This window comes from Brevibacillus formosus (genome assembly GCF_003013405.1).
Classification (GTDB): Bacteria; Bacillota; Bacilli; order Brevibacillales; family Brevibacillaceae; genus Brevibacillus; species Brevibacillus formosus.
Map to the genome: position 1 here is coordinate 69,692 of NZ_PXZL01000003.1, position 20,695 is coordinate 90,386.

Here is a 20,695-nt window from a genome sequence, read left to right on the forward strand (position 1 = left end):
GATAAGGAGGGGGTCTAATGGCTAAAGAGGTTCGAACGGTCTGTTTTGATAAAAAATTAAAAATGGAGGCATACTGCTTTAAAGGAATTATGCAGAAGTTCCCAAATCATTTTCATGATTATTACGTTTTGGGCTTTATCGAAAAGGGGAAGCGTTTTCTATTATGCAAAAATCAGGAATATATCATAAACGCTGGCGATGTGATCATTTTTAACCCACGTGATGCTCATACTTGTGAACAAGTGGACGGGAAAACGCTGGACTATCGAAGTCTTAACATTCCTGAAAGTACTATGCGACAAGCCGTTCGGGAAATCACAGGAAGGGAATATCTTCCCCGTTTTACACAAACAGTTCTTTATCGGAATGAACTCGCAACATCCCTGCGGGAGCTTCATCTGATGATTTCCGAGGGAGACACTGACTTCAAGAAGGAGGAGCTGTTTCTATTTCTCATCGAGCAGCTCATACAAGAATATTCCGATGCTGTACCCGAACATTGCACACAAGAACCCGCCTCTGAAATGAGAATGATCTGTGATTACTTGGATTCCAACTACGCAAATACAATTACGCTTGACCAGTTGAGTGATTTAACGAAAGTAAGCAAATATCATCTGCTGCGTTCTTTTACCAAACAAAAAGGCATCTCTCCATATAGTTATCTTGAAACAATTCGGATCGGAAATGCCAAAAAATTGTTAGAACAAGGGATTCCACCGATGGAAGTCGCTTTTCAAACTGGTTTTAGCGACCAAAGTCACTTTTCTAATTTTTTCAAAAGACTGATCGGTTTAACACCTAAGCAATACATGAAGATATTTGAACCTGTAACAGAATCGCATATGTCGGATGACAGGGAAGATTAGTAATGAAGAGTTGGCGTAATCGCGGTCTTCGCATCCATTTTCCGTTTAGCTAAAGGCGATTGCCACTTCTATCCAATGTCGTTTTGAAAAGAGAAACGAATCATCCGCTTTATCCTGAGGCATTCCAATTTGTGATAATATAAGAAAAAATGAGACAAACAGTAATGAATAGACAGCAAATGAAAAGAAATCTATTTTCTGCTAGCGTTCTTTTAATTTAGAGGTGGCAACATGTTAAAGCGTTTATTTGTTTCAGGATACAAGGCTCACGAGCTTGGCATTTTCAATGAAAAAAATCCGGGTTTAGCGATTATTAAGAAAGCACTGAAGCGGGAACTCGTAAGATTCCTTGAAGAAGAATTGGAATGGGTCATCATATCAGGTCAACTTGGGGTCGAAATGTGGGCAGCCGAAACTGTTCTGGAATTAAAAAAGGAGTATCCACATCTAAAACTGGCGGTAATTACTCCATTTTTGAATCAAGAGGAGAAGTGGAAAGAAGAAACCCAGGATTACTACCGAAATATCGTGATGCAAGCCGACTATATCAATAGTGTCTATCAAACACCTTACCAAGGAGTTTGGCAGCTTGGAGAGAAAGACAAATTCTTGCTATCCAATTCAGACGGTATCTTGTTAGTTTACGATGAAGAAAACGAAGGCTCCCCGAAATTTTTAAGTAAGCTAGCCGAAAAAAAGGCGGATATTGGCGATTATCAGTTGTTTCGGATTAATGCATATGACTTACAGACCATAGCAGAGGAACAGCAGCAAGAATTATACAATGACTACTTCTAATCAAACAGCGGCAAACCTAGGATATTTAATCCCAAACTTCCTATCCCCAAAATTTGGCGTGCTACTATAAAAGAAATAGTCAGGTTGAGGGGGAACCCAGTAATGTCAGATTATAATCAGCTAGTTTTCGATGCATTGCCGCCCAAAGGGAGTAGCAGAGAGAAGGCTATCTCGGAGCTCGGAGCTAATGAGGCACCTGAGCTGTTGCATCTGGCCAGTACAGAGCGCGGGAAGAGTAAGCTTGCCGCTCAGAGGGCACTGGCAAAGATTGATTATGAACCAGCTGCAGCTTATTGGAAAAAGCTATTAAAGTCGCCTCAAAAATGCGAAAAAATATTAAACCACACATTCTCGAATACAGTGTCGGAAGTGCTTGCGGATCGATTACTAGCTTTTTTGCAGACGTTTCTGGAGAAGAAGCCTGGCAGCAAGATCAGCTGGGAAGAGCATGAAACACTGCTTGCCTTTCTTGGCATGATGCCGGGCAAAGCGAGTGAGAAGATGTGCGAGGTGTATGAGCTTGCAGCAGAGCACATCCAGAAGATCTCATCATATACGTGCGACAGCGAGGTTCTAAAGTTAACCTACAGAGATACTTCTATCTTTCATATAAGTGATACTTTGGATGGGGTGACTTTAGAGCAAGCCTTTCCTATGATTTTGGTTGGATCTGTTTTAATGAATGGAGATAGTAGGCTGCAAGCGCGGGCTTGCAAGCTCTATGAGCAATATGGGGGAGCCTGGCTGTCTCCTGTCTTCGCTTCTGCGCTTCTAACCAAGCCTGCTAGCGATGTTTTCGAGGCGTTTTCACCGTATTACAAAGATCCGGTAGCCCAGCGTTTTATTTTGAACGCGTTAGGCACGGTGAAGTTTGATACTAAGCAAAATCGGCATACGTTTATGTTTGGCTGGGGTCATATGCTTAGGGATGATACATATTTTTCACTTACACCGCTACTGTTTGAGGATTTGGATGTGCGCTGGATAGAACTTTTGGCAGCTGATCCGGAGGAGAAAAAGCCAAGCGGTCTTATCAAAACGAGCTATTATGTAGGAAAAGTAACTGGAGAATTTGATGACGTTCTGGGTGATCTGCTTCCGCTACATAATGAAATTTGCTGCCAAAAGGTGCAATCGTATTTTCTGAAAAGAGCAATTCTGGATGATGGAATTGGCGCCACATATGTTGGCATTTTGTATCGGATTGGTTATGAGGATGTTGAATCGATTCTTATGAAAAAATGGTCCCAAAAGGAAAATGCAACCTCTATTTGGAATGTGTCCAGTGATTTGCAGTCCTTTACCCATTGGCCAGCTCAGAGGAGAGCAATGCTTTTTGAACAGGTTGGACAATTGGTTCAGGAGAAGAAATTAAAATTAAGCTATTGGAAGCCGGACACGGCTGAGGAGCTGAAGAACGAGCTGCTTAAGTATCAATAGAAGGAGCGGAGCGGGGACATCAAATCAAAAATGAACCGCAAAATTAAAGTCCAAAAAGCCTTTCTACTGGAACACCGGATGGAAAGGCTTTACGGACATTTTATTTTACTTAATACACTGGATACTTACACATTCAAAGTATAAATTCCTTTTTTCATCCTCTTGAATGGATGGTTCTAGTTCCTTGAACCAATCTTCTTGCATGTCAGATTCCTTAAGGATGTTTGGTCTCCAAAAAGAAAGTCCTAATTCGGGATAATAATAAGTCCAACCAAGCTCACGGTGATTTCGGTCATAGTTCGATATCTCATCAATTTTTTCTACCAGTTCCTCGGTTTTTGTGTTAAATACATCCAAATGATGAAATACGCAGTTAAGTACATCCTTTATAGCAGATGGTATTTGAATGAAGTTGACCTTACCGTCAAAATCATATTCCAATTGAAAAAAGGATTGAATAGCACCCTTCGTATGATAACATAGTGGATTTTTCGCATATGTTATATCGTATTTTTCCGTGTAATATTGCAGACATTCATCTACTTCGGTTTTAGTCATACCAAGTAGTATTTTGCCAATTCCCTTCATAGGTTCAATTATTAGTTTATCCATTTTCCGTCCTCCCATTTTAAATTGTATATTCTCGATTGGGTATATGAAAGCAGATATACCCAAATGTTGGAACCCTTTACAATGTAGCACATATTTACACTAACCAGCTTAACAATAAATATGTTGTAGCACCTGCCAAGCAATGATTGTACAATTATCTAGAAAGTCCTAAATAATACCAGGAGGTTATAAATATGGCGGAGCAATATGTATTCCGTTAAGTCCGTGGTCCTCCTTTATATCCCTATTCTCACCTTATAAAAATATAGGAGGACGAATATGGATATTTTCATTAGAGAACTGAGGGCTGGGGACGATGAATGTGGTACAAACATTGATGGGAGCTTTATCGTGGACTCTACCCTTGTCTTGCAACTAATGGGAGAGCGAATCGGATATACGGTGAAGGAAATTCCTCTTAGAATTAAAAGCTACGATGATGAACAGCTTGAGGAAGACACTGTTGAGGATTATTCGAACTATATCGGCAATCCCAATCAAATCATTTATGTAGCGCTCGCAAATAATCAAGTTGTGGGTCAAGTTGTTTTGAAGAGAAATTGGAACAATTATGCCTATGTGGAAGATATCAAAGTCGATAAGCAATATAGAGGATACGGTGTCGGTAAAAAACTAATCGAACAGGCTAAACGCTGGGCGATGGATGGCGGTATGACGGGAATCATGCTGGAGACACAAAATAATAATGTACGCGCATGTAAATTCTACGAAAGTTGTGGTTTTGTCATCGGAGGTTTCGATTCCTACGTCTACAGAGGTCTAGATAAAAATAGTGATGAAATAGCAATTTATTGGTATCTCATGCTTGATTAATAAGTGATTGGTCCTCAGCAAAAAGGTGACTGCATGAAATGAGGGGAGCACTTCTATGCGATCGATCGAGCACGAGTACTAAGTCCTATCTCCTTATGCGCGTGGCCCACTGGACGGTATCTGTAAATGGAGTAGATTCGATTTGCAGATCACGATTTTGGAGGGACTTGTAGATGAGAAGGAAGAAGACAAGCAGTTTGAACGTTGGATAAGGCAAGCGAATTAGCTATTTGGGGATGGGATTTTTCCTATATTGTAGAAACAGGGCGAATGAATAGCCACTGCTTGGCATGATCATACGGAAGCATGGCCATCCCTCTCATTCAGAATGCCGAGTCGAAGCTCGATATGGGAACCGGCGGCGGGGAGTGCAGATTCCGGATTTCGAATTCGATAAATACAGAGAAGAGCTATACAGCATAATGGTTTTCAAGGAGCTTGTCGCGTCGCGATAGCTCCTTCTGTATTTTTCGCCGATAGCACGTGTTTAACACGTAATTCTTAAATATCAGGGGAGAGACCTGTTCAAATACTTGAATGATAACCGTTGGCATAGAAGATATCATTTTCATGTGGCTTGGATAGGAAAAGGATTTCAAGTGTTTATAAGCCGTAACTTTACGCATAAAGATCGCGAGAGGTTCAATGAATTGAGTCAAATAAGTGAGTTCAAATAAAACAACATTTCATGAACTGAATAAAAACGAAACATTCACTTGGAGAGACATAGTCACCATAGTAAGTAAGAATGAAAATTACTTTGGTGTTCGTCGACATTTGTTGGATTATGTGGACTTTAAGACCTTCCATGAGATTTATTCGCAATATTCACGTATGCTATAGCAGTATGTTTGTGTCCAAATTAAACATACAGCTAAACACTAAAATCAAACCTGAATTGTAATCGATATGATTTAAAGCTACTTCGCGGGTGATGTCAGCGACGCTGGTACTACCCCTGGTAACCAAATTTCAGCAACCACGTTTCGTTATTCAAGCGAAATATGGTTGTTTTTTATGATAAGAAATATCAACACAATAAATACTTATCTTTAACCCAATATTAACAATTTGTTTGCAAGTAAGCCAAACTTTCGTGACATAAGAGCTATATATTCGGAGTGGTCAGGGGGTGTAAGTAATTCAATCAGTCGATTTTGTCTTTATGTACATTGCATAACATAGCTTTTCAATTAACAGAAACGGGTGAAACGCTCGTCAAAAAGACACTCACTGGCGTGCTTGAAATTCCAATAGAGCATTACATAAGCATTGACTTTGAAGGGTTCCGATCGGTGATTGACGAGCTGGATGGCGTTGAAGTGGATGTAGACCGCAAGTTGTACTACAACGACCCAACCGACGGCACCTATATCGATCTTACCCCCGGGTTGCAGGTGCTAAACGGCGATCAAGCGTTAGACTATGTTCGCCACCGTGAAGACAATCGCGGTGTCAAATATTATTCTAGCGACTACGACCGTAACCGCCGCCAGCAAGAGGTGATTAAAGTAATGACTGATAAGCTGGCTTCTCTTGGCGAACTGACAAAGCTATTCAAGCTGCTGGAAGTGGCTGGTGAACATCTCCAGACCGACCTGTCGAAAGGTCAAATAATGGGTCTTGCTATGGACTTGAAAGATATTTCACCTTCTACCCTAGTCTCTCTAGACAACGGTGGCTATTGGAAAGATGGATATACGTATTTGGATAGGGAGAAATTCCTTACCGTTCGCACTACACTTCAAAGAGAAATGGATGTGAGGAGCGATCAAATTTCCGAATTAAACAACTCTCCGATCCATGCCAGCGATAAAGGGACTACTAGCACAAATCAATAACCAATCTCTTGCCTTATTCCGGTCATCGGACTGGAGTAAGGTTGTTTTTGTTTGATCGTAAAATAGGCATTCGTCCGTTGTGACATTTTGTTTACATCTTGATCAAATTTTAGCGACATCTCCCCTTTATAGTGGAATGTGCATGACAAGCACACACCTAAAGAAATATCCATTTTGAGGAGGAATGCTAATTGTCAGTCAATAGAAAGCTGCTGGACGAGTCTGGCAGTGAATATGAAACGGGATCATGCATCGAGGATGTTGTGTCTTCCCAAGAAAACAGATTAAGAAATAATGCGGTTGCAGGCAAATCAATGGGGCGTCTTGTGGCGCTTGATGCAGCGCGGGGATTGGCAGTCATAGGGATGTATTTGCAGCACTTTGGGCAAAACGAGAAAATTGGTGCGATCGTCTCTGGAAACACAACGCTACTCTTTGTACTCTGCGGTGGCATTTCCTACTCGATCATGGCGCAACGCATGAAGGATCGAGAAGCGGAGATGACCTCGTTCCGCGCAAGAATGCTCTCGCGCGCGGTATTCATCGATGTGATTGGGTATCTGCTCATCATGCTGAATACGGGGTTCGGGGTAATCTTGCCCGCCTATGCGGCAATGTTCGTGCTGGCACTGTTTCTGGTTCATCGTTCAACACGCGTGCTAGTTACGACATCAGTCGCTTTGACCGTTGTAGCCCCACCACTGATGATTCTTGGTATGAGCCTTCTATCGAAAGCGTACCTTCTTTCTGATATTGCGGGCGGCCCGATGTCTGCTCTTGCACTCGCCCCCGCTTTCGTCACAGGCATGGCGATCGGGCGCCTCGAACTTACCAAGATACGTACTGCACTCTCGCTCGTGGTCGGCGGTATCGCCATGTTCGTCAGTGGTAAGATACTAGAAGCTTTCGTTCTTCCTGAACTACGAACTTCCTTTGAGGCGTGGCTTGTTAGCATTCAAGGCGCGGTAGTCGAACAGCCGGATCCGTATGCAATTTGGCCACTCAACGTAGAACTGCCACTGTGGCACATGCTTCTCTATTCAGCTCCGCACACTGCGACGACATTTCAGACGTTGATTGGGCTGGGGCTCGGAATTCTGGTACTGGGACTGGTATGCCTCGTGCCGAAGAAGACCTCTTCCGTGCTAATGCCTCTCGCCGCAGTCGGAAGAGTGGCGTTGACGATGTATACGGTACAGTTCATCGTGATATGGTGTCTCAAAATCGCGGGGATCGAAAATGGTCTTGATGGAATCCCTTTCAGTGACCTACTCGTCTTGGCCGTAACGCTGGTGACTGGATGGTTGATTGCGGCGCTGCCAACCGGTCCGCTTGAGTCATTGATGCGATATTTCGATCGGGTGTTCAGCGACTCCCGAATAATACCGGTTTACAGGTAAATGGTCGTCCTCGACATTCTGACCTATATACTAATCTTGCCTGAGAAAAATACTTCGTTGCATCGTAGAAGTTTAGAGTCTGCTAGAAAAGCGCATCATTGGGTGGGATTTATTTGAGTTTTAAACATTCCAATGAGCACTCATATTGGAATGCATCACTATTTAGAAAGCAAAATCGAATGAGAACTGAAGGGGATCAAAACTGCACAGGAAGACACACCCCATTAAAACTTAGGGGGCAGTTTTAATATTTTTCCCACTGATCTTCGCATTAAGTGGGTTCGATTGTGAGGAGCTGCCCAAGGATAGCTCCTCTTTGATGTTCATTGATGCATCAGGCAGAGGAGTTGAATCTCTACAAATTTTATCAGTAGGGTAGGCCTTAAATATTAATAATGGCACCAGCTTGCCATAAGAATCCACTGAATCATTTGTCTCTGCCAAAGGTTGACCATTGCTTCAATCGCATGTTTTATAGGAAACTCGACGATGCTGGATACTCCACTTGCTGTCATCCATTGGAATTGATTATTCTCAAATAAATCTTTAACATTAGTATCAATGTCATGAAACTTACTAGGCATTCGTACAAGAAAAGAAATAGGAGAAATTATGAATAACGCCAAAATTCTCATTATCGAAGACGATACTCCGATTGCGGATTTACTTTCATACGGACTTTCAAAAGAGGGATTTCTAACGCGTATCGCGACAAATGGAGCAGCAGGAATGAGAGAACTCCAGTTGTTTCAACCCGATTTATTGCTGCTTGATTGGATGCTACCTGACCAAAGCGGTCTGGATATTTGCAAGAAGGTAACCGCAGAATATAACATTCCGATCTTTATGATTACAGCGAAATCAGACATAACAGACAAAGTTCTAGGTCTTGAATTCGGTGCAGATGATTACATTACAAAACCTTTTGATCTTCGTGAAGTGCTTGCACGCATCCGGACGATTCTTCGACGAGTTGACCAAGCAAACAGTGGTGATAAGGTCGAGGTGAATAAAGACGTCATTTGTTTTCAAGATATCGAAATCAATGTACAGGAACGACTCGTCCAAAAAAACAAGCAAACGGTTGAATTAACACCTAAAGAATTTGACTTGCTCTTGATATTGATCAGGAATCAAGGAAAAACCTTTACTCGCTCGGAATTGCTTGACATAGTATGGGGATATCATTTTGTCGGAGACACCCGTACCGTTGATACTCACATACAAAGACTTCGTAAAAAGCTGGATGCTTCCGAATTCATTACGACTGTATTTGGAATTGGATACAAGCTCAAAAAAATGGGTGGATAAGAATGATGCGTAAAATCAGCATTAAATTTCTTGTTGGATTTCTTGTGATTTTTTCCATTTCTTTTCTTGTACTTAATCAAACGGTCAAGGAGCTCATACGGACAAATAATCAAAATATCATTACATCTGAATTAGAGGGGCTTAAAAGTAACAGCAACGTGTACGTACGTCAAGCGTTCCTTATTAACCATTTCACGAGTGATGAACTATACTTTGGCGAGATGGCTGAGGAAATGGGAAACACCTTAAATCATGCCACTGGTAGTAGCGTCGGCGTTTACACAGTCGATGGCGAATTACTGTATGCTACGGACAAATCCAAGTTTGCACAGTTAAATAAAAATGATTTACAAGAGGCGATTCATGGCAAAACAGCCTATAGTATTACTTATGGTGATGATAAAACCTCCGTCCTTTTTTCTTATCCCGTTGTCATTGATGGATCAAAAGTTGGTATATTACGCTTTTTTAAAGATTTTAGCCTGCTTTATCAACAAAGTGGACAAATCTTGGAAAGTACTCTCTACATCACGCTTGCGATTTTCGCGGCGGCATTTTTGTTTTCGTATATTCTTTCAAGACATATCACCCTTCCACTTGGCAAACTTACCCGGGCCTCTACCGAGGTGAAAAACGGAAATCTGGACGTTCGCATCCGGTTTAAACGAAAGGATGAAATTGGTCGACTAGCTGCCAATTTTAATGACATGATCGATCAAATCAGTAGACAAATCAACGTTATCAAAAAGGATCGCGATCATCTCAAGGAGCTCCATAAACAGGAGAAGCTTTTCTTTGACAATGTTACCCACGAGCTCAAGACGCCATTAACCTCGATTCTAGGATATGCCGAGTTAATTCGAGCAAACGGTGAGAGTGACCGAATCTTCTTTGAAAAGGGAATCAATCATATCATAGAAGAAAGCAAGCGACTACATGCGATGGTATTGAAATTGCTTGAAGTCTCACGTAATAATGTCACGAAGAATGAGTTAGACAAAGTCGATGCTGGACATATCCTTCAGGACGTCTGTGAATCGATGAGCATTCGCGCTCAACGATACAAAAAAAGTATAACGTATGACATCGATAAAGAAATAATCGTATTCGCTCAAGGAGACAGGATACGCCAACTCTTTATTAACTTGCTTGATAATGCGATCAAATACAGTTTATCCTTCTCGAAAATAACGGTGAAGGGACTTCATGTTGACGGGAAAATCCGTTTTATTTTTGAAAATCCAAGCGATCCAATCGACTCTGAACAGCTTTCCAGACTTTTTCAACCCTTCTACTTAGCTCACTCAAAGGATTTGGAAAAGGGCAGCGTAGGGCTTGGATTAAGCATTGTCAAGTCCATTGTTGACGAATGTAATGGTTCGATTTCCATGGTAAGTCAACATGAACATACGATTGTTACTGTGGAATTTGACTGTTTGAAAACGATGGAAGCGGAGAAGAGCTTATGACTAATAAAAAATTGATAGTATGGTCAGGGACTCTGTTTTTGTTAGTTACGCTGCTGTCAGGATGTAGTGCAGGACCGCAAACCGAAACCATTATTATTTCCAGCAAGGAGGAAGTAAATAATGCAGATCAGACTTCCGGTCCATTTCAAGTCAAGAAGATTTATCGGCTCCCTCATGAATATACTAGCTCGGGTCACTTCTTAGGTTGGTCATCATCTGATTCGGTCGTTGCTTCCTTCAAAACGGGAAGCATACCAGAACGTCTACAGTTGAAACGATTGACCTATCCATTTGAGCAAAACCAGATCATCTCCGAGGTCAAAATTGATGACTCTCAAATGATTCTTTCTCCGGATGGAAAACATCTCTGCGAGATTTCCAGCTCCAATTCGGGCGTTAACTTGAAGCTTCTATCTTTGGAGGACGGGAAAGAAACGGAGATAGCCAAATTCAATTACCCGATATATGTGCAAGATATATCATGGTCTGATAATAGTAGGTACCTGGGGTATTTAAAAATAGATCCTTCTGGAAGGGAGAAAAACAATCTTCTACTATATGATATGGAGTCAGGGACATCCAAGGTCTATGAATTAAAGGATTTTGCTAGAAAAGATACCCCCATCAGTATGAATGTTTCAGATGATGGCCGCGGCGTATTATTTACAATGTTTCCTGAACATATTGATCAAAGTAGAAAAAGATCTATTCTATTGGGAGAAATCACTGATAATAAAGTGGAGAAACGGTTCACTCGTGAGTTCGGAGGAAAGCAGAATGCATGGATTAGTAACGATCAGTTTGTATTCCTCGGATATGATGGAACATTATACGAATATGATCGGCGAAACGGCGCACTCTCCGTAATTTTAGAAAGAATTTCTACATTTAGACTCTCCCCTGACAAAAAAAGCATTGCTTACTCATTGGATGCTGAAAATATCATTTATGTAGGAAAATTGCAGGGAAGAAATGTTTTGTATAATGAACCCGTTTACCATGGGATTGTGCCGACAAATATGTACTGGAGCCTCGACAATAAAAAACTATTTATTCAGGGGCAAACCGATTCCACGGAAGGGCAGTCATTTATCTTAGAGTTTGAATAACCTCGTTCACTCCAAAAAACCTTATTTCGGACCATCATCCGGATAAGGTTTTTTTGTCATCTAAGTCATCCATTCGTTGACATCTTGTTTACATCTTTATCAAACCTTAGCGACATCTAGTAGCTATATTGTAGTAGAGAAAGGCACAAGCCAATAAACAGACAAGGATTGAATCATGATGAATAGGGAGCAAAACCGACCGTTGAAACGCTATATGCCTGGCTTAGACGGCTTAAGAGCAATGTCTGTCCTGGCTGTGATTGGTTACCACCTCGATTTGGAGTGGGCTAAAGGTGGGCTGCTGGGAGTAGGGATGTTCTTTGTACTATCCGGCTACCTTATTACGGATCAGATCATATTTGAGTACAAAACAAAAAATAAATTATCTATCTTGAAGTTCTGGATGAGAAGATTACGTAGACTGTTGCCTGCGATGGTTTGCATGCTTCTGTTGGTAGCATTATGGCTGAGTATGACCGACTTTTCCAGACTGCAAGCATTGGAGGGTGATTTTCTCTCCTCACTTTTTTACATGAATAATTGGTACCTCATATTTAATGAAGTTTCCTATTTTGAGAGTTTCGGTCCAGCTTCGCCAATTGGACATCTTTGGTCGCTTTCCATTGAGGAACAGTTTTACTTGGTTTGGCCAATTGTTTTCTTGATCGGCATAAAACATGTGCCACGACGAGGAAAACTAATGCTGCTCATTCTTTTATTGGCTTCCATATCCGCCCTTGCAATGGCAGTAATGTATGAGTCGGGAATGGATCCAAGTAGAGTGTATTACGGGACGGACACCCGAGCATTCGCTATCCTGATTGGAGCAGCATTGGCGGTCGTCTGGCCGAGCTGGAAGTTGAGTGACAGGATTTCCCCTTTTGCTCGAGCGTTGCTTGATATAAACGGTGTGCTAGGCATCCTTATCTTACTTATCCTGATAAGTCGTTCGAATGAATACGATGATTGGCTATACCAGTTCGGTTTTCTTTATGTGTCTTTTGTCACCGCAGCAGTCATTGCAGTGTTGGCGCATCCAGCCAGCCGACTAGGGAAAATCGTGGCGTGCCGACCCCTGACCTGGATTGGGAAACGATCCTATAGTCTCTATATATGGCATTATCCAGTCATTGTTCTATCGAGTCCGACAGTCAACACTGAGGGGCTTGGCTTCACACAAATTCTGTTGCAATCAACCATGAGTGTAATTCTGTCAGCTCTATCATACAAGTATGTCGAAGAGCCGATCCGCTGGGGAAATGTTCAGGCTCATCTTAATCTCGTTCGCAAGCGTAACATGGGCAAGACTTTTAGCGGATAGCATTGATGATCCTCGTCTTTATACTCGTATCATGGAGTCTGAACACAACTAAGCTCCAGCCTGATTCGATATACCTGTCATCAATCAGGAAACAATCCAATCGGACGACTCTTCTGGTAAAGACGGGAATTCGTAACAGGACACTAACCAGTTCACCTTGCAATAGGGTCCAAAAAATTGGAGAAAGTCCGAGAATAATAGCCTGAGAGAAATATCGAATGAATTCCAAAATGAAAGGATGAAATGGAAATGAAGAAAAGAAAAGGAGTGAAGAGAAGAAAAGTGTGGAAGATATGGGTGTTCTTCATCTTAATGTTTGTTGTTGGTTTTCTGGTTCTCCGAGCACAGACCTCAGAAACTCCCGAAAAGGTAGAAATAAAAGACCAACAATCTGAATCATATCAGTATGCTGCCATACATTCCCCAACCCCGCAGAACTCTGTTATGAATTCGAACGAGACTGAAATAAAGAAAGCGGAGCCACTCAATGGGGAAGGGATCACTGTCATCGGGGATTCCGTAATTATGGGAGTCGAGCCGTATTTGAAGGAAAAGCTCCCTAAAATCACGGTGGATGGAAAGGTCGGCAGACAAATGTCTCAAGCCAAGGATGTCGTAAATGAATTAGAACAGCAAGGGAAATTAGGTGACCACATCATTATTGAACTCGGGACAAATGGTCCATTCAAGAAAGAACACCTGCGCAATTTGTTAACATCACTTTCTGAGGCTGAAAAGGTGTTGGTGGTAACAACTCGAGTTCCAAAAGGATGGCAAGATACGGTTAATTCGACTATCAAGGAAGTCGTCAGTGAATTCAGTAATACTAAAGTTGTAGACTGGTACGCAGCCAGTGAAGGGAAAGGTGATTATTTCTATAAAGACGGGGTACATTTAAAGCCGGATGGCAGCAGGTATTATGCTTCCCATCTCATAGAAGCCTTACAAGAAAAGTAAGGCAGTCTTCAAATTTACTACGATGAAAGGCCAAACCAAGTGAGGCTAAAAACTGAAACGACAAAAGCTTTACTATCGTCAATGGTGACCTTTGTTGTAGCTTTTGTTCTTTATTATTTCATTGCTAGCTCATGAAGGCTGGATAGTTTGAATAAAACTCAGGATAACCCTCAATGGGGGTAAAGTTTGCTTTGCTTGAAGCATAAAGTCGAGAAAAGAACTAGCAATAAGAATAAAAGCAGAATTACCCCATGGCAATCCGGCTTTTATTCTTATTTAAGCTTAGCGTTGAGAATTTACACTTTTCAAGGGTACCCTCTTAGGGGATCTTATAGAACAAAATTTCGTGAATAATATGCTAAAAAGGGTATGTCTTCACAGATCCTTGGTAAGCAATTTGCAATTCCGCTACACTATTATGGGTTTAAATTAAGCAAAATAGAATTAATTGAGTTTTTAGGAGATCTGGGGGTATGGGAAGATTTTTCAGGTGGAGGAATAGTAGATCAACGGGACTCACATTACAGAAGAAAATCCCAGTATCATAAAAATCTCAAGAAGTACTTATTGAAAAATAATTAAAAGCTTTTTAGAGAAACAATAACATGAATTTTAATAAATACATTATTAATGAACAAAAAAGAACCCATAAAAAACGGATTCTTTTTTGTCTGTTTTCAGTTCATGAAATGGAAGTTTTATGAACTGAAATGAAAAAACACAAAAACTCACGCTAACGTTTTTAAGATAGTGCTGTATGGATTGAATTAGCGTTGTTAGGTATATTCTGGTCCGGTACTTATAGATAACTTCATTATGTTATTATGCTCGTGTTATAAACAATAAAAAACTGTGACACAAACAAATATACTAATGATCTTAATTTAGTGTACTTGTTTGTGTCACAGTAACCGCAAAGAAGTGTTAGTCACTAAACAAGAAAAATCCCATTATATTAACACCTAGCCGATTTCTGCTCTTTTTATCAGTTTACATAATATATATTCTGTAATGGGAAAAGGAGAGTTATAGAGTCGGTCCGATAATTATAGGGGCGTCTGGGGAAGTTATTCGGACAGAGTGACCAACGGAAAACAAGCGGCTATTGTCGGATTTACGATAAGGCATTGGAGTTGCTGGAAGTGCAGGACACGGTTATTGACGGCGAGTTGACCCGCATAGAGATTGTTGACAAGCCCGAGGGACGGATACCCTTAGCAGAATTACTGCATCATCCACCAGAACAGAACAAGCGATACTTTGCACCGGTGGTTACAGATTGGGATAGTTTTCCGAAGAAGCGAGCAGAACAGGCACGCCAATTAAGAGATGGGGTAGAAATTGAGAAGAAGAAAGATTGTAAGAAAGCACTAATTAAGCAGCCTGATAATGTTTATTATCGGGATTTTTACTTTTTTGGTTCTGTTCTTAGAAAGGAGGAAATCGAAATAAAAGGGAAAAGTGAAATGAGCTAAGCTAAGCTTGAGCAGGTTTACTTATGCACATAATAATATTTTGAAAATTAAAACAACAGATAAGGCGATTGATATTAATACTTAATATTAAAATCGGCACTGTTAAGGCGATTGATATTAATACTTAATATTAAAATCGGCACTGTACCGGTTTTTGCTATAATCTCGGATGATTATTAGACATTCATTCATGGGGATGCATCGTTCCAATAAAGCCACCTATTATAGGATATCAAATGCATGGCAAACAACCGAGTCAACAGGAATGCCCACATCACTTTCAGTCCTGCTGATGGAACTTTCGAAATTGTTGAGATTGAGAGTAACGAAAACTGAAGAAATCAAAAGCAGTTAGAGAGTAACCGATCACAAGAGATCGATTCTCGAAGAATGGAATCATGTAAAAACTGCCAATGGCATTGGAATTTATATAGAAATGTGGAAAAAGCTTGAAAAAAGTTGCCTGACCCATTAAAATGTCGTTAAAAGAAACACGGACACTTACTCGCAAAATGAGAACATAGGATGAAATGAGAGATTTATTAGTGCAGATAAGCCCTATTTCAATCTAAAAAATATAGCAACCTGAGTGAATCTATTGAAGCTTAGGCACATTAGAGGAATGAAGGGGTCATACGGGAAAGTGAGCGCGAGTGTATTATCTGGATAATACACGAAGTGGCGAAGCTTTGCCGTTTTTTTGCTGAATCGAAAACCAAAAAGGTTTTCACGAGATGGAGGAATTGCTATACATGGATTCATTATGTTTTTACCAGTTAACCCATCCCCAGAAGAGAATTTGGTTGATCGAGCAGATTTACCCCCAAACACCCTTGCATAATATTGGTGGAACCGTAAAAATAAAAGGGCCTGTTCAATTTTCACAACTTGAAAAGGCTATACACCTCTTCATTCGTAGGCATGAAGGATTGCGTTTAAGATTTGTTAACCAAATGGGGGAGATCCAGCAATTTGTGAGTCATATTGAGGATATCCCATTAGATTTTAAAGATTTCACTGTGTACAATGAGCCACATAAGGAATTTGAGAATTGGGTAGAAACGGAAGCGAGAAAGCCATTCGTCATCGAAAACGAAAGGCTTTTTTATTTTGCCATGTTTCGAATTTCAGACAGTGAGAATGGATATTTGGCCAAGTTTCACCATATAATCGCAGATGGATGGTCGATCAATATTATGACCGATCATATTCAAGAAATCTATAGCAAACTTTTGCGCGAAGAGGAAGTAGGGGAGCATCTAGCTCCTACTTACTTGACGTACATCGACCACGAGCGAGATTATCTTTCGTCGGACCGGTACCGGAAAAACAAAGTATTTTGGAATGAGAAGTTTCGAGTCCTGCCTGATTCGTTTTTGGAAAAAAGCTCTGACGACTTAGCGGGAAACCGCATCACATATGAATGGAACCCTAATCTTTCTGCTCAAATCAAAGCGTGGGCCAAAGCCAATAAGTGGTCATTGAATACAGTTTTGGTAGGCTTGTATTTGCTATATGTCTACAAGATGACCGGTCATGACGATCTCGTGATAGGCACACCTGTACTCAATCGATCTGGTAAACAGCAAAAGAGCATGTTTGGCATGTTTACCAGTACGATGCCGTTTCGTTTAACGATTAAGGCTGGCTGGTCAGTTACGGACATGATGGATGAGGTCAACAGCGAACTGCAGGATTGTTTTTTTCATCAACGCTATCCGTATGACCTGTTGATCCAAGACATGGAGCTGAAGAAGAAGGGTTACAACCAATTGTTTGATGTATGTGTCAATTATTACAACACGACACTCGATACCGAATGGGAAGGACATCCGGTCGAGAATATTGAGTTCTACAGCGGGTCCCAGATTTATTCCATGCAAATGGTGATAAAGGAATGGTCGGATTCAGGCAGCATCAGCATTAGCTTTGACTACAAAATGAACGATTACACCGAAGAGCAAATCCATGATCTGTTCGTTCGTCTGACTACGCTGATCAAAAAAATTGTGACGAATCCCAATGAAGAAATCAGGCAGCTTACGATTTTCTACGAGGATGAGTATAAAAAACTAGTTGAAGACTATAACGATACCGCTGCACCTTATCCGAGGGACAAAACAATTTACCAGCTGTTTGAAGAACAAGTGGAAAAATCACCAGACAAGATCGCGATTCAATATGGCAAAGAGTGGCTGACTTATCGGCAACTGAACGAGAAGGCCAATCAGCTTGCCAGATATTTGAGGGAACAAGGGATCGGACCAGAAAAAATTGTGGGCATGCTGACCACACATTCTATGGAAACCATGATTGGGATTATCGGCATTGGAAAAGCCGGCGGAGCCTTCATGCCAATTGATCCTGATAATCCAACTGAGCGGATACGGTATATTTTGCTAAACTCCGACACAAAAATCTTGCTAACGAATGTGGCTGTCATGGACGAGTTTGGTTTCGACGGACAGATCATCAGCCTAACGGACGTCAACTACGATCATTATCCATCATCCAATATTCTAGTAGAGAGTAAGCCTACAGAGTTGGCTTACATGATCTATACATCTGGTTCTACCGGAAGGCCGAAGGGAACGATGGTTGAGCACCGCGGGCTTGTCAACTATATATACTGGGCGAAGAAAATGTACGTCAAACACGAGGACGAGATGTTCGCGCTCTACTCCTCCTTAGCATTCGACCTGACAATTACCTCTGTTTTTACTCCATTGATCTGTGGAGGAACAGTTCTGGTTTATAGCCAAACAGAAGACGAGTATGTGCTGTTCCGCATTTTAAAAGAAAACAAAGCGTCGATCATCAAGCTTACGCCTTCTCATTTGTCCTTGGTGCTGGATCGGGACAACAGGAATAGCTCCGTGAAAAGATTTATTGTTGGCGGCGAAAATCTGAAGGTTAGCCTTGCCAATAGCGTATATGACAGCTTTGGAGGCAATATAGAGATCTTGAATGAATATGGGCCAACCGAGACGGTGGTTGGATGTATGATTCACTCTTATGATGTTGAGAGTGACACGAGAGTATCGGTGCCAATTGGCAAGCCTGCCGATAATGTCTGCATTTACGTATTGGACAAAAACATGGACCCTGTTCCGACATACGCTGTGGGTGAAATCTATATTTCAGGAGATGGAGTGGCTAGAGGGTACCATCACAATCCTGAACTTACCAAGGAGAAATTCTTGAACGATCCATTCGCTATCGGCAAGCGGATGTATAAGACGGGAGACCTGGGAAGATTCTTACCGGATGGCAAGCTGGAGTACTTGGGGAGGGGCGACCTGCAAATCAAGATCAGGGGACATCGGGTTGAGCTAGGAGAAATAGAAACCCAGTTGATCCAGCACCCGCAGGTAAAAGACGCTGTTGTCTTGGAGCGGGAGGACAAGAACAAGAATGTCATCCTATGTGCCTATTACGTTGCAAAAGGTAATATCTCCACTGATGACTTGAAGCAGCATCTGGGACAACAATTGCCGAATTACCTTATTCCACAGCATTTTATAGAAGTAGAAGAAATCCCGCTAACAGCAAATGGAAAGGTCGACACGCGTTTATTGGCAGAAACAGAACTGCCATTGATGCAAAATACAGAATATACGGCTTATTCAACCGAAAAAGAAAAGCAGTTCATCCAGACAGTAGAAGAAGTCCTAGGAGTTGAAAAGATAGGAAGGAAGCACAACTTCTATCATTTGGGCGGGGACTCTATCAAGGCCATTCAGATAGCGTCGAAACTGAATGTCAAAGGCTACCGGATAAAAGTAAAAGAGATGCTGTCAACCCCCATTCTGGAAGAGATGGCGTTGCTCGTTGACGAGGTTCCGCTGGTTGTTATTGATCAGGGATTAGCCGAGGGAAATATTTCACCTGCGCCTATCGTATCGTGGTTTTTTTTCCAGAAATTCCCCAAGCCGCATCATTATCATCAGTGTGTCTTGGTGGAAATCAATCAGGGGATTACGGTTGAGATCCTAGAAAGAACACTCTTCAAGCTAATCGAACATCATGACGGCTTGCGAATAAACGCCAAGGCTAATCATGGCGAGTTGTTTTACAATAATAACCACCTCCTTGGTCTGCCTAGGATCAAAGAGCTCGATTTCACAGGCTTTTCTCATTCCGAGCAGTCAGACAAGCTGATGGAAGTAGCCTACGAACTCGCTGATAGCGCTGATATATTCCAGGATCTTTTGTTAAAAGCATGTGTAATCGATGTTGGAAGCTCGAGGAATATTCTGCTTGTGGCCCATCACTTGTTGGTAGACGGCGTGTCCTGGCGAATCATTGTAGAAGATTTAAACACGTTGCTAAAACAAATCAGTCTTGGACAAGATGCGTTGCTCCCTCCAAAGACACATTCCTATCAAAAATGGACGGAGTTCCTTCAGAGCTATTGGAGAGAAGAGGGCGAAAAAGAATCTGGGTATTGGCAGACTATACTGCAAAAGTTCACTCCTTTTCCTGTTGACCATGATCTCGGTGTAGATAGTATAGCGAGCAGTTGTACGCTCTCAGCCGAGATCAGTAAGCAGGAAACGCTTGCCCTCTTGTCGGAAGCCAATGTTTCCTTCAATACAGAACCGATCGATTTGTTGCTTGCGTCTTTGCTGTTGACCATCAAAGAAAATACGAGAAGGACGGATATCCTGATCGAGACGGAAGGGCATGGGCGAGAACAGATAGAGGACACGTTGGACATTACCAGGACGGTCGGATGGTTTACCAGTCTCTATCCATTGGGCATCTCCTTAACCGATGGTAGTCTGTCCCAACAAATCAAGCACGTCAAAGAGGAACGGAGAAAGGTACCAAATAACGGCATCGGTTATGGAATATCACGCTACCTTGCAAAGTCTATCCGTTATCATGCACCCAAGACGATCAGGTTTAATTATCTGGGGGAGTTTAAGCAAGAGTTTGAAGGTGGATATGTAAAATTGTTGGGGGGTTCTGTCCAGCAAAGCACAAGTCAAGACAATCCGCTGACTTGTTTAATCGATTTGAATTGCTTTATTTTGGATAGCCGTTTGCAAATACGGCTGACCTTTAGCCGGAATAAATATAAGGATATCAGCATGGAACAATTTTTGGCTCATTTTAAAAGGCAGCTTGGTGAGATCATCCTGTACTGCAACCAGAAAGAGTCGAAAGAGTTTACTCCTTCCGATTTTGAAACGGTAGAAATTTCGCAGGAAGAGTTAGACAATCTCTTCATTTGAGGGCGGAAAATTTGTGATG

At 41.6% G+C, this 20,695-nt stretch carries 14 protein-coding genes and 1 pseudogene; 14 read left to right on the forward strand and 1 reads right to left on the reverse strand.

The annotated features are described in order from the left end of the window. Positions 1–17 precede the first annotated feature (17 nt). From C7R91_RS04205 to C7R91_RS04215, 3 genes are all read left to right on the forward strand, one after another. Complete coding sequence (locus C7R91_RS04205; RefSeq protein WP_047069439.1) at positions 18–869, forward strand: helix-turn-helix domain-containing protein; 852 nt, start codon at positions 18–20, stop codon at positions 867–869. A 231-nt stretch (positions 870–1,100) separates the two neighbouring features. Next, the gene (locus C7R91_RS04210) at positions 1,101–1,667 is read left to right on the forward strand and encodes an SLOG family protein (protein WP_047069440.1); all 567 of its coding nucleotides are present in this window, start codon (positions 1,101–1,103) and stop codon (positions 1,665–1,667) included. Between the two features lie 102 nt (positions 1,668–1,769). Continuing rightward, positions 1,770–3,107 carry a hypothetical protein gene (locus C7R91_RS04215; protein ID WP_047069441.1) on the forward strand — a complete coding sequence of 446 codons (1,338 nt, stop codon included), beginning with the start codon at positions 1,770–1,772 and terminating at the stop codon, positions 3,105–3,107. A gap of 105 nt (positions 3,108–3,212) precedes the next feature. On the opposite strand, the gene C7R91_RS04220 is transcribed toward C7R91_RS04215, so the two are convergent. Further along, entirely contained in the window at positions 3,213–3,719 is a 507-nt protein-coding gene (locus C7R91_RS04220) for a hypothetical protein (RefSeq protein WP_047069442.1), read from the reverse strand. Between the two features lie 279 nt (positions 3,720–3,998). Between C7R91_RS04220 and C7R91_RS04225 the strand changes: the two genes are divergently transcribed. The 11 genes and pseudogenes from C7R91_RS04225 to C7R91_RS04270 all read left to right on the forward strand — a co-directional run bounded on the left by C7R91_RS04225 (position 3,999) and on the right by C7R91_RS04270 (position 20,676). After that, positions 3,999–4,553, forward strand: a complete 555-nt coding sequence (locus tag C7R91_RS04225; protein ID WP_047069443.1) for a GNAT family N-acetyltransferase — start codon at positions 3,999–4,001, stop codon at positions 4,551–4,553. A gap of 208 nt (positions 4,554–4,761) precedes the next feature. Continuing rightward, positions 4,762–4,922: pseudogene (locus C7R91_RS29640) on the forward strand (class I SAM-dependent methyltransferase); the annotation flags it as partial. A gap of 788 nt (positions 4,923–5,710) precedes the next feature. Then, entirely contained in the window at positions 5,711–6,394 is a 684-nt protein-coding gene (locus C7R91_RS04230) for an LCP family protein (RefSeq protein WP_236697844.1), read from the forward strand. A gap of 191 nt (positions 6,395–6,585) precedes the next feature. Beyond that, positions 6,586–7,794 carry a DUF418 domain-containing protein gene (locus C7R91_RS04235; protein ID WP_047069444.1) on the forward strand — a complete coding sequence of 403 codons (1,209 nt, stop codon included), beginning with the start codon at positions 6,586–6,588 and terminating at the stop codon, positions 7,792–7,794. 612 nt (positions 7,795–8,406) lie between these two features. After that, a complete protein-coding gene (locus C7R91_RS04240) occupies positions 8,407–9,105 on the forward strand; it encodes a winged helix-turn-helix domain-containing protein (protein ID WP_047069445.1) in 699 nt (232 codons plus the stop codon). A 2-nt stretch (positions 9,106–9,107) separates the two neighbouring features. Further along, positions 9,108–10,574, forward strand: a complete 1,467-nt coding sequence (locus C7R91_RS04245; RefSeq protein ID WP_047069446.1) for a HAMP domain-containing sensor histidine kinase — start codon at positions 9,108–9,110, stop codon at positions 10,572–10,574. Continuing rightward, positions 10,571–11,683, forward strand: coding sequence for a WD40 repeat domain-containing protein (locus tag C7R91_RS04250; protein ID WP_047069447.1), 1,113 nt, complete (start codon positions 10,571–10,573; stop codon positions 11,681–11,683). The genes C7R91_RS04245 and C7R91_RS04250 overlap by 4 nt, the downstream gene beginning before the upstream one ends. A 175-nt stretch (positions 11,684–11,858) precedes the next feature. Continuing rightward, positions 11,859–13,004, forward strand: coding sequence for an acyltransferase family protein (locus tag C7R91_RS04255; protein WP_236697845.1), 1,146 nt, complete (start codon positions 11,859–11,861; stop codon positions 13,002–13,004). A gap of 249 nt (positions 13,005–13,253) precedes the next feature. After that, a complete protein-coding gene (locus C7R91_RS04260; RefSeq protein WP_047069449.1) occupies positions 13,254–13,961 on the forward strand; it encodes an SGNH/GDSL hydrolase family protein in 708 nt (235 codons plus the stop codon). A 1,142-nt stretch (positions 13,962–15,103) separates the two neighbouring features. Next, complete coding sequence (locus C7R91_RS04265) at positions 15,104–15,436, forward strand: hypothetical protein (RefSeq protein WP_052773379.1); 333 nt, start codon at positions 15,104–15,106, stop codon at positions 15,434–15,436. A gap of 752 nt (positions 15,437–16,188) precedes the next feature. Continuing rightward, a complete protein-coding gene (locus C7R91_RS04270) occupies positions 16,189–20,676 on the forward strand; it encodes a non-ribosomal peptide synthetase (RefSeq protein ID WP_047069450.1) in 4,488 nt (1,495 codons plus the stop codon). Positions 20,677–20,695: the final 19 nt, after the last annotated feature.